Source organism: Edaphobacter sp. (assembly GCF_035532915.1).
Lineage (GTDB): Bacteria > Acidobacteriota > Terriglobia > Terriglobales > Acidobacteriaceae > Edaphobacter.
In genome coordinates this window covers 1-11,138 of sequence record NZ_DATKQC010000114.1, presented here as the reverse complement: position 1 = coordinate 11,138, position 11,138 = coordinate 1, and the positions used below count along the sequence as shown (strand labels likewise).

Here is an 11,138-nt window from a genome sequence, read left to right as displayed (position 1 = left end):
TAGCTGTCGTTCGCTATCGCTCTCACAACCGCGAGCGTGGTGGCGTCTGCTCCACCCTGCTCGCCGACCGCACCAACACAGGCGAGCGACGTGCCATCTACATTCAGCCGAACAGAAAATTTCGCCTGCCCCAGCAGTCCGACGCGCCCATCATCATGATCGGCCCCGGCACCGGCATCGCGCCCTTCCGCGCCTTCCTGCACCAACGCCGAGCTCTCTCCGCCACGGGAAAGAACTGGCTCTTCTTCGGCGAGCGCAGCGCGGCGACCAACTTCCTCTATCGCGACGAACTCGAGTCCATGCTCAAGGACAAGCACCTCACCCATCTCGATCTCGCCTTCTCCCGCGACCAAGAGCACAAGATCTACGTCCAGGACAAGATGCTCGAGCAGGCACCACGGTTCTGGTCATGGCTGCAAGACGGCGCCAGTATCTACGTCTGCGGCGACGCTGCCCGCATGGCGAAAGACGTCGATGCCACTCTCCACGCCATCGTCACCCAGCAAGGCAACCTCGACGCCGACGCCGCGACCGAATACGTCCAGACGTTGAAAGACGATCACCGTTACCACCGCGACGTCTACTAGCAGACGTGACACAACGATCGCCTCACTACCACTTCACGAAAGGAGGGTACCAGTGTCTCTACCCCTACAAGAACTCGCAGAGTCTGCCACCGCTGAATCCATCGTGCGCATGACCTTCGCCGACCTCGGTCAGCCCTCCATCCCGGCGGCACTAGCGGCAACCGTCGTCACATCGCTCATCCCCACCCGCGCGCTCGAAGATGGTGAGCAGTACCGCTTCCACTTCGACATGACCAAGTGCATCGGTTGCCGCTCCTGCGAGATCGCCTGCAACGAGCAGAACGGCAACCCCGCCGACATTCGCTGGCGCCGCATCGGCGAAATCGAAGGCGGCACCTACCCCGACACACTTCGCCACTACCTCTCCATGGGCTGCAACCACTGCCTCGATGCCGAGTGCGTCAAAGGCTGCCCCGTAGACGCCTACACCAAAGACCCCATCACCGGCATCGTTCTGCACTCAGCCGACGCCTGTATCGGCTGCCAGTATTGCGTCTGGAACTGCCCTTACTCGGTTCCGCAGTTCAACGCCGACCGAGGAGTAGTCGGCAAATGCGACATGTGCCACGGTCGTCTCACCGACGGACGCGAGCCCGCCTGCGTCAACTCCTGCCCCGAAGCCGCCATCGAGATCGAGATCGTCAACACCACCGCATGGCGCGTCGACTACGCCACTGCGGAATCCCCCGGCATGCCCGCTGCCGGCCACACCATCTCCACCACGCGCATCACCCTTCCTCCCAACTCCACCACCAAGCTCGAACGCGTCGACATCGGTCGCATTCAACCCGAGCACGCCCATCTCTCACTCGTCTTCATGACGACGCTCATCCAGTCCGTCACCGGCTCACTCATCTTCGCTCTGCTCTTCCACGCAGCGCAGTCCATGCTGCTCACCATCCTGCTCGTCATCACCAGCATCGCGCTCAACATCTCGGTCTTCCATCTCGGCCGGCCCGCCTACGCATGGCGAGCGTTGAAGATGTGGCGCCGCTCCTGGCTCAGCCGCGAGGTCCTCCTCTTCGGCCTCTTCTTCGGCACGATTGCAACGTTCACCTCCGCCACATGGCTGCTCACACCATCCACTGCGGCAATCCTGCATAGCTCGCTATTGCAACACATGCAAACGTTTCCGCTCGCCGCACAATTCCTCGCAACCATCGGCTGGGCTGCCGCCATCTTCGGTGTTGCTGGTACCATCGCCAGCGCCTTCATCTATCTTGTTCCCGCACGTCCGGCGTGGAACATGATTCACACTCCCATCGACTTCCTTCTCAGCAGCCTGCTCATCGGTTCAACGCTTCCCGTCACGCTCAATTGGATCGTCAAAACCCTCAACCACATCACGCTGCTGCAACCACTCCATCTGCAAACCATTAGTGCCTTTCCCGCATGGCTAACAGCCTTCGCAGCCATCCCATGGATTGCCAACCACGCCATCCGTCTCATTCGTCTTAACCGTTCCAGCCTCTTTGAAGAGCGCGCCACCGCTGAACTTCTTGGCACGCAAAACTTCCGTCCCGCCGTCATCGTAACCTTCGCTCTCGCCGCCGCCGCAGGCTTGCTCTCCTTCTGCGGGGCCTTCGCCTTCGCTACACTCGCCACCTTCGCCGCAGTCATCATCGCGCGCTATCTCTTCTTCGTCTCTGTCGTTCCGCTCAACATGGCGCTCACCTTCACTCGCGGAGGTTCCCACTAATGTTGAAACGAATCCGCCGAGCCCTCGGCATCGACACCCGGCAATCCGAATACACCTTCCAGCGCGACCCTCGCTTCGGCCACATCGCCAGCACACGCGTAGCCGAAACCTGGGTCAAGACCACCTGCGGCTACTGCTCCGTCGGCTGCGGAATGCTCGTCGGCGTCAAAGACAACAAAGCCGTCACCGTCCGCGGCAATCCCGACCACCCCGTCAACCTCGGCAAGCTCTGCCCCAAGGGCCTCAGCGAGCACCACATCCTCGACGCCCCCGGCCGCGCCAAGCAGCCGCTTCTGCGCAAAGACGGCAAGCTCGTCCCCGTCTCTTGGGACGAGGCGCTCACCGTCATGATCGAAAAGATCTCTGCCGTCCAGCAAAAATACGGCAGCGATTCTCTGGGAGTCGTTAGCACCGGCCAACTCGTCACCGAAGAGTTCTACACCCTCGGCAAACTCGTGCAGCTAGGCTTCGGCAGCCGCAACTATGACGGCAACACCACTCTCTGCATGGCTTCCGCCGTCTCCGGCTACAAGCTCACCTTCGGCAGCGACGGTCCACCCGGCTCCTACGCCGACATGGAGACCGCGGACCTCATCCTGCTCATCGGCGCCAACATCGCCGACAATCATCCTATCCTCTGCCAGCGCATCGAGCGCAACCGCCAGCGCAATCAAAACTCCACCCTCATCGTCGTCGACCCGCGCGTCACCAAGACCGCCATGATGGCCGACATTCATCTCCCCATCAAGCCGCGCGGCGACATCGCTCTGCTCAACGGCATCGCACACATCCTCATTCGCGATGGCCTCATCGACCGCGACTACATCGACCAGCACACCACAAGCTTCGAAGAATTCGCCGCATTCGTCGCCGACTTCACACCGCAGCACGTAGCCGAAGTCACCGGCCTCAGCGAAGAAAGCATCATCAACACCGCACACCTCTACGGAAAAGCAAAGGCCGCCTTCATCGGCTGGACCATGGGCGTCAACCACTCCACGCAGGGCGCGGCCACCGTCACCGCCATCAACAACCTCGCACTCATCACCGGCAACATCGGTCGCGCTGGAGCCGCACCGTTTTCCATCACCGGCCAGTGCAACGCCATGGGCAGCCGCGAAGCCAGCTTCACCACAGCCCTCCCCGGCTACCGCAAATTCGAGAAGCAGCAGGACCGTGAAGAGCTCGCCGACATCTGGAACATCGACGTCGCGCGCATCCCAACATCACGCGGCCTCGCCTATCCCGACATCATCGAAGCCGCCGTCGCGGGCAAAGTTAAAGCCCTCTGGTTCATCGCCACCAATCCCGCCGTCTCCTTCCCCAACTATCCTCTCCTCAAGCAAGCGCTCGAGAGCGTCGACTTCCTCGTCGTACAGGACGGCTTTCACCCCACGCCCACCGGCGAGTTCGCCGACCTCATCCTCCCCGCCGCCATCTGGGGAGAAAAAGAAGGCACCTATACCAACTCCGAACGCCGCGTCAGCAAGGTCAATCCCGTCGTCACACCACCCGGCCTCGCCCGCACCGACTTCGATATCTTCCTCGACATCGCCCAACGCCTCGGCGTCCGCGACGAACTCTTCCCCGGCTGGACGTCAACCCACGACGCCTTCAAGGAATGGCAGCACGTCTCCGAAGGCCGTATGTGCGACTACAGCAACTTCACGTGGCAGCAGCTCGAAGACGAAGGCGGCGCGCAGTGGGGCGGCGACCGTCTCTACGCCGACGGCGTCTTCCCCACCGCCACTGGCAAAGCCCAGCTTTACAACGTCCCCTGCCTGCCCTTCGTCGAGCAGCCCAACGCCGAGTACAACTTCATCTTCAACACCGGCCGCACCGTCGAGCACTGGCACACCCGCACCAAGACAGCCGAGGTCGAAATGCTCGACAGCATGGTTCCTAACGCATGGCTCGAGATGAACCCCATTGACGCCGCGAAACTAGAACTTCGCCCACACGACCGCGTAAACGTTGTCTCCCGTCGCAGCACCGTCCGCAACATCGAGCTGCGCATCACCGGCATCGTCGCTCCGGGGCAGGTGTTCATGCCCTTCCACTTCGCCGAAGCCAACTCCAATCTCGTCACTCTCGGGGCCTTCGATCCCATCTCGCGCGAGCCCAACTTCAAACAGTGCGCCGTCCGCGTAGAAAAATTCTTCAAAGCATTAAAGTAAAAATCTCGGCCACGCCGCCGAATGCAAAACGAACACCACGGTCGAACCCCGACGTTCACCTCGCAACTGATGACCGATCGAACGAATTACAACTCATCTCTCAGGGGAGCTATCCATGGCAAATCTAAAAACATTTATGAAATCAGGGCATCCACCCACCCTCTTCGCGGCCTTCCTCTACTTCGACTTCAGCTTCGCCGTCTGGGTTCTCAACGGAGCCATGGGCCCCTTCATCTCCGAGCAGTTTCACCTCAGCCAGGGCCAGGTCGGCCTCATGGTCTCCGTTCCCACGCTCGCCGGAGCCTTCATGCGCTTCCCGCTCGGCGTCGTCTCGCAGTACATCGGCAGAAAAAAAGCGGCCATCATCGAGATGTCGGCCATCGTCATCGCGCTGCTCTACGGCTTCTTCTTCGTCAAGACCTTTCACGACGTCCTCGCCATGGGCGTCCTGCTCGGCATCGCCGGAGCCAGCTTCGGCGTCGCGCTCTCGCTCGGCTCAGGCTGGTTCCCCAAGCAATACAAAGGCCTCGCCATGGGCATCGCCGGAGCAGGCAACAGCGGCACCGCCGTCGCCGCACTCTTCGCTCCGCGCCTCGCCACGCACTACGGCTGGCAGCACGTCTACGGCTTCGCTGCGGCGATGATGCTCCTTCCCCTCATCGTCATGATCGTCTTCGCCAAAGAGCCGCCAGACATCGAACACCAGAGCCTCGCCGATCATCTCAAGTGCCTCTGGGAAAAGGATGGCTGGGCCTTCAATCTCGTCTACATCATTACCTTCGGCGGCTTCATCGGCCTCGCCACATTCCTGCCTTCGTTCTTCGTCAAGCAGTTCCACGTAACCAAAATTCAAGCAGGAAGCCTCACCGTCCTCGCCACCCTCACCGGCAGCGCCACCCGCGTCCTCGGCGGCTGGTTCGCCGATCGCATCGGCGGCATCACCACACTCTCGGTCGTCTTCCTCATCGTCATCGCCGGACTCTTCGGCCTCATCGCATCACCCTCGCTGCTCGTCACCACGCTGCTCTTCATGCTCTGCTTCGCCGCTCTGGGCGCGGGCAACGGAGCCACCTTCCAACTCGTCCCGCTGCGCTGGCCCATCACGACGGCAGTCGCCGGCGGCATGATCGGCGAAATCGGCGCGCTCGGCGGCGGTATCCTTCCTAACCTTCTCGGCCAGTCCAAGCAGCACACCGGTTCCTATTCCACCGGCTTCATCGCCTACGCTGCACTCGCCTGCCTCGTTCTCATCCTGCTGCGCGTCGTCTCTCGCCGTTGGATGAAGACATGGGTAGGCGCTGGCGGCCGCGCACTCTCCGACGACAAGGTCATGGCTATAGCAGCAGATTAGCTATCGACAGCGAGCATGTGCCTGTCTCTCCACATCTTCAGAGACAGGCACACAGCAACAGATAACGATTTCCTTAAGAAAAACAACCAGCTCTCCATCTTGAGGATGAGTAAAGGCTAAGACTTTGTCTCGATGTGTTTACTCGACAAACTTCCTATACTCATCCGACAGCTCCAACAGAAAACAAGCGCGCACCGAAGCCTGGGTCGAAGTGTGCCATCGGCCATCCGCTGACGTTCGCTGTTGCTATAGCTGATTTGAAACATGATGGAGGCGAAATAAATTGAAGCTAAATACGCAAAAGCAGGCCTGCGATCGCATGAGTGGGCAACTCAAGCGGAGGATATTTAAAGTCTCCCTGGCACTCGGCGCCGCTCTCCTCACCACTCCATTGCTGACGACCTGTGCTTGGTCACAGGGCTGCATTCTCGCTCGTTCGCCTGAGCAATCGGGACTGCCGACCGGCGAAGGCGGAGTGCTTCAGCCTGGCCACTTCCAGATCAGCATCGGAGAGCGCCACCAGTACTCTTATCAACACTACGTCGGAGATGTGTACCAGGAGTATCGCGCACAGGCGAAATCACAGGTCGAGAACAGGATCAACCTCGTTACAGCAAATTTAACCTATCAAATTAGCCCACGCGTCAGCGTCGAGATCGATGCGCCCTGGCTGTTCGCAACACGTAAGAACCAAAGCTCGCCCATCAAATACTCCGCAACCGGATTGGGCGATACCATCTTCGGCATTAATGGCTGGCTCTGGAGCCCGGCAGTTCCGCACCGCGGCAATCTCTCCGGCGGCATCGGAGTCCTGACGCCAACCGGCAATGACGACGTGCAGAATACCGTGAACAGTAACACCACCGGAGTAGGTCCGGCCGTACAAACGACGGCCCCGGTCGACTACTCCGTTCAACCAGGGAGTGGCGGCTGGGGATTAGTCACTCAGTGGATGGGTTACAGGCAAGTAGGCTCTTCACTCATCTTCTACACCGATGGGGACTACATCGCAATGCAGGGTGGAACCAACGGCGTTCGGCGTGCGAGCAGCACAACGACTCCATTGAACAACTTCGTCGCGATTTCAGACCAGTATCTGCTCGAAGCTGGAGTTTTGTTTCCGGTAAACCATGTGAAAGGGCTGGGAGTTACGCTGGGACCGCGCGTCGAAGGCGTCCCCGCAAAGAACCTCTTCCCCAATAGCAACGCGGGCTTCCGCCGTCCGGGATACGCTGTGACATTTGGCCCCGGAGCGCAATACGTGCGAGGCGCAAACATCCTCACCGCCGGAATCTATAAAGCCATCCGGCGCGACCGCACCGTCAGCTATCCGGATTCAGTCTACAAATCGCATGGAGATGCGGCGTTCGCTCAATACGTCTGGCTCGCAAGTGTTACCCATCGCTTCTAACCCACAACTTGTCCCTGTCGGCAATCGCTGCGGCAGGGGCAATCCTTGAAAGAAGTTGCCATGATCATCAAAAAAAGAACGATCCAGACACTAGCGTCGATGATGCTCTGCTGCCTGATAGCAACGGCGTATGCCAAGCGCATCCCAAACCTCGAAGCTAAAAGCCTTACGGGTACGCCCGAAAAAGTTGCGGCATTGCGTGGTTCGATAGCCTTCATCAATTTCTGGGCTACATGGTGCGGCCCCTGCAAAGAGGAGATGCCCCGTTTGGCGAAGCTGAAGGACGAGTACTCGGCCAACGGCATTCGCTTTGTGGCAATCTCTGTAGACGAGCCAAAGACCAGAGCCAGGATCGAGCCCTTCCTCAAGCTCCAGAATATTGACATGGAGGTTTGGGTCGGCGGAAATCTCGACATGCTCACGCGTGCCGGACTGGGCAACGTGCTCCCCGCCACAATCATCATCGATCAGCAAGGCGAGATCATCGGCCGCATCATGGGCGAGGCTAAAGATGAAGACATCAAAAGCCGTCTGGACTGGCTTCTGAATGGACGGCAGGGCCCAGCGCCCGATCCAACCCTGAAGCGTTACTAAGTACATTTGCCACAACAAATCTTAAAGAGATAAATCCAAAGGCCCAGTTCAAAGCTGGACCATATCTTTTAATAACGAATATTTTGAAGATGGCCGCCAGCAGCCATTTGCAGTATCCTGCAAAAGTCCATGCCATCCATCCCATCCAACCTCCGCGTCAGCCAGATCTCCCCACTCATCATCCAGTCTGAGATTCGCTCCATGTCGGTCGAGTGCGACCGTGTCGGCGGCATCAACCTCGCACAAGGCATCTGCGACACCGATCTACCCGCATCCGTCGCAGACCAGGCCATCGAAGCCATTCGCACCGGCCAAAATATCTACACTCGTCTCGACGGCATCGCACCTCTGCGCCAGGCCATCGCCGCAAAGCTCCTGCGCCACAACAAAATCAAAGCCGACCCCGACTCCGAGATCCTCGTCACCTCCGGCGCAACCGGAGCCCTCTACGCCACCAGCCTAGCGCTGCTCAATCCCGGCGACGAGGTCATCCTCTTCGAGCCCTTCTACGGCTACCACGTCAGCAGCATGCTCTCCATGCGCGTGAAGCCCGTCATCGTCCCGCTCGCACCACCAGACTGGCAGCTCAATCTCCACACCCTCCGCCAAAGCGTCACCTCGCGCACCCGCGCCATCATCCTCAACACGCCATCGAATCCCTCCGGTAAAGTTTTCAGCGCCGCAGAGCTCCAGTCCATCGCCGATCTCGCCATCGAGCACGATCTCTTCGTCATCACCGACGAGATCTACGAGTACTTCCTCTTCGACGGCAACCGCCACATCAGCATCGCGACGCTGCCCGGCATGGCTGACCGCACCATCACCGTCTCCGGCCTCTCCAAAACCTTCAGCATCACCGGATGGCGCGTCGGCTACCTCACCGCCAGCGCAAAGTGGATACCCTCAATCGGCTACTTCCACGACCTCACCTACATCTGCAGCCCCGCGCCGCTGCAATGTGGAAGCGTAGCCGGCCTCACCCAGCTCTCCGAGTCCTTCTACGAAAGCCTCTCCACTGAGTACCAGCAGAAGCGCGATCAACTCTGCCGCGCCCTTACCGAAGCCGGACTCCCGCCATCGGTCCCCGCAGGCGCCTACTACATCCTCGCCGACGTCAGCCGCCTACCCGGCGACACCGCACACAAGAAAGCTCGCAACCTGCTAGCAGCTACCGGAGTAGCCGCCGTCGCCGGAACCGCCTTCTTCGCCGACGGCCGAGGCGAAAACACGCTTCGTTTCTTCTTCGGCAAAAAGCCCGAAGCCCTCGACCGCGCCTGCGAAGCACTCAAAAACCTAGGCTGACGAAATCCCGGTGCCCCACGTCCGGATCTTCGGAGGTGGGGTTCAGCTACTTCCCAACCACTTGCACAATCTCCGCATCCGGCTTCGTCCACGCCTTCGCGCCCGTCGAACTCAGCTTGCCCGCAGCATCCGACCAATGCAGATGAGCAATCTCATCCTTGCCCTTCTCATAGTCATAGGTTGTGCCATCATCGCTATATAGCTGAAAGTTACCATCCGCCCCTGGATACACGCGAACCTTGGCAATCTTCTGCACCTCGTTCGTGCTCTCCACCGCTTCGCCAAGCGGCAGAATCGATCCCGCCCGAACAAACAGCGGCAGCGTATCAATCGGCGCAGCCACCGTCACACGCTGTCCGCCATGCAGCCGCTCATTGGTCCAGAAGTTATACCAGTCCGTCCCCGCAGGCAGATACACCGAGCGCGTCGTCGCTCCCTGCTCCGTCACCGGAGCCACCAGAAACGCCGGGCCAAACATATACTCATCGCCAATATTCGCAACCTTCTCATCGTTCGGAAAGTCCATGAACAACCCCCGCATAAAGGGCGCACCCGTCTCATGCGTCATGTAGCCAAGCGAGTAGATATAAGGCATCAACTCATAGCGCAGCCGCAGATACTTCTCAAGAATCGGCTCCGCCTGTTTGCCATACGACCAGACCTCATTGTGGTTGCGGCTTCCATGGCTGCGGAAGTTCGGCTGAAACGCTCCATACTCAAACCACCGCGTATAAAGCTCTGGATAGTCGTCATAGTGACCCACATTGTCTCGCGCATCCGAAGGGTCCAGCAGCGGAGGATGCTCCGGCGTATGCGAACCCGGCAGATACTGCCAGCCGCCAATATCCGTGCTCCAGTAAGGCATCCCCGATGCCACAAAATTAATTCCCGTAGGAACCTGCCTCTTCAACGTATCCCAATTAGGAGCGATATCTGAAGACCAGAAGATCGCGCCATTATGCTGCGCTCCCAGATAAGCATCGCGCGAAAGAATCAGCGCGCGCGTCTTCAGATCGCGACGAAAGCCGTTATAAAACGCAGCCGTATGAAACAGCGGATAGACATTGAAGAACTCCGTCCCCGGCCCCACATGGAAGTAGCTTCCATTCGGCGGCAGGTCCGGCTCTGTCTCATCCGCCCAGAACGCATCGAAGCCCTTGCTCACAAAGTTGTCGCGAACCGTATCCCAATACCACTTCGCCGCGTCCGGGTTCGTCGTATCGATATCCGACCCCGCACGATCGTAGGGCAGTCCATTCGTAGGCGTCCCATCCGCCAGATGTTCGAACCAGCCATTCTTCAAGATCATGTCGTAGAATCGCGACCCCGGAACGAACCGCGGCCAGATGCTGATCATGCTGTGAAATCCCATCTGGTGCAGCTCACGGTTCATCGCCGTCGGATCAGGCCACTTCGCCGGGTCCATATCCATCTGGCCCATCTTCGTGTAATAAAACCAGTCGATCACCATCACATCCGCAGGCAGATGACGATCGCGATACCCCTTCGCCACATCGAGCACCTCCTGCTGCGACGTGTACCGCTGCTTGCACTGGATGTATCCATAAGCCGACTTCGGCAGCATCGGTGTCGAGCCCGTCAGCAGCCTGTACCCCTCATAGATCTCGTCATACGTCTTGCCCGCAATCACAAAAAACGAAACTCTCTGCCCCACATCCGAGGTCCACCGCGTCTGATCGTTGAAGCCAAACGCAACCGTCGTCCGCGAAGGATTGTCCCACATCAGTCCATAGCCATAATTTGTAACCACAAAAGGAACACAAACGCTCTGCCCCGCGGGTGCGTTGTAATCATGCGCGCAGCGAACAACGTGCCCGCGCCGGTCCATATATCCTTCCTGGTTCTGGCCCAGACCGTAGTAATGTTCGTCCTTCGGAGAATGGAATGAAGCCCCTACCTGAAAGAACGGGTGGTCAGTCGGCCGCCGGTCGTAGAGAATATCCGCATTGCCGTCCTTGTGGTTCGGCACCGACATCTGCCATCCCTGCATGCTCAA

The 11,138-nt window shown here is 59.3% G+C and carries 7 protein-coding genes and 1 pseudogene; 7 read left to right on the top strand and 1 reads right to left on the bottom strand.

Going from position 1 to position 11,138, the window contains the following annotated elements; translation table 11 throughout:
* The 7 genes and pseudogenes from VMU57_RS05815 to VMU57_RS05785 all read left to right on the top strand — a co-directional run.
* Positions 1-587: pseudogene (locus VMU57_RS05815) on the top strand (sulfite reductase subunit alpha); the annotation flags it as partial.
* 52 nt (positions 588-639) lie between these two features.
* Positions 640-2,286: a DmsC/YnfH family molybdoenzyme membrane anchor subunit gene (locus VMU57_RS05810; RefSeq protein WP_325381689.1), complete on the top strand. Its 1,647-nt coding sequence runs from the start codon at positions 640-642 to the stop codon at positions 2,284-2,286.
* Positions 2,286-4,463 (top strand): molybdopterin oxidoreductase family protein, encoded by a 2,178-nt coding sequence (locus tag VMU57_RS05805; protein ID WP_325381688.1) that lies wholly within the window; start codon positions 2,286-2,288, stop codon positions 4,461-4,463. The genes VMU57_RS05810 and VMU57_RS05805 overlap by 1 nt, the downstream gene beginning before the upstream one ends.
* A gap of 115 nt (positions 4,464-4,578) precedes the next feature.
* Complete coding sequence (locus VMU57_RS05800; protein ID WP_325381687.1) at positions 4,579-5,814, top strand: nitrate/nitrite transporter; 1,236 nt, start codon at positions 4,579-4,581, stop codon at positions 5,812-5,814.
* A 283-nt stretch (positions 5,815-6,097) separates the two neighbouring features.
* Positions 6,098-7,225: a hypothetical protein gene (locus VMU57_RS05795; RefSeq protein WP_325381686.1), complete on the top strand. Its 1,128-nt coding sequence runs from the start codon at positions 6,098-6,100 to the stop codon at positions 7,223-7,225.
* 60 nt (positions 7,226-7,285) lie between these two features.
* Entirely contained in the window at positions 7,286-7,819 is a 534-nt protein-coding gene (locus tag VMU57_RS05790) for a TlpA disulfide reductase family protein (RefSeq protein ID WP_325381685.1), read from the top strand.
* Between the two features lie 129 nt (positions 7,820-7,948).
* The gene (locus tag VMU57_RS05785) at positions 7,949-9,121 is read left to right on the top strand and encodes a pyridoxal phosphate-dependent aminotransferase (protein ID WP_325381684.1); all 1,173 of its coding nucleotides are present in this window, start codon (positions 7,949-7,951) and stop codon (positions 9,119-9,121) included.
* 46 nt (positions 9,122-9,167) lie between these two features.
* Here VMU57_RS05785 and VMU57_RS05780 read toward each other — a convergent pair.
* Positions 9,168-11,138, bottom strand: a 1,971-nt coding sequence (locus tag VMU57_RS05780; RefSeq protein WP_325381683.1) for a TIM-barrel domain-containing protein, incomplete at its 5' end; no start/stop codon positions are given.

Excerpts from the sequence above, each read along its gene's own strand:
- VMU57_RS05790 (WP_325381685.1), top strand. The coding sequence starts at position 7,286 with ATGATCATCAAAAAAAGAACGATCCAGACACTAGCGTCGATGATGCTC.
- VMU57_RS05785 (WP_325381684.1), top strand. The coding sequence starts at position 7,949 with ATGCCATCCATCCCATCCAACCTCCGCGTCAGCCAGATCTCCCCACTC.
- VMU57_RS05805 (WP_325381688.1), top strand. The coding sequence starts at position 2,286 with ATGTTGAAACGAATCCGCCGAGCCCTCGGCATCGACACCCGGCAATCC.
- VMU57_RS05800 (WP_325381687.1), top strand. The coding sequence starts at position 4,579 with ATGGCAAATCTAAAAACATTTATGAAATCAGGGCATCCACCCACCCTC.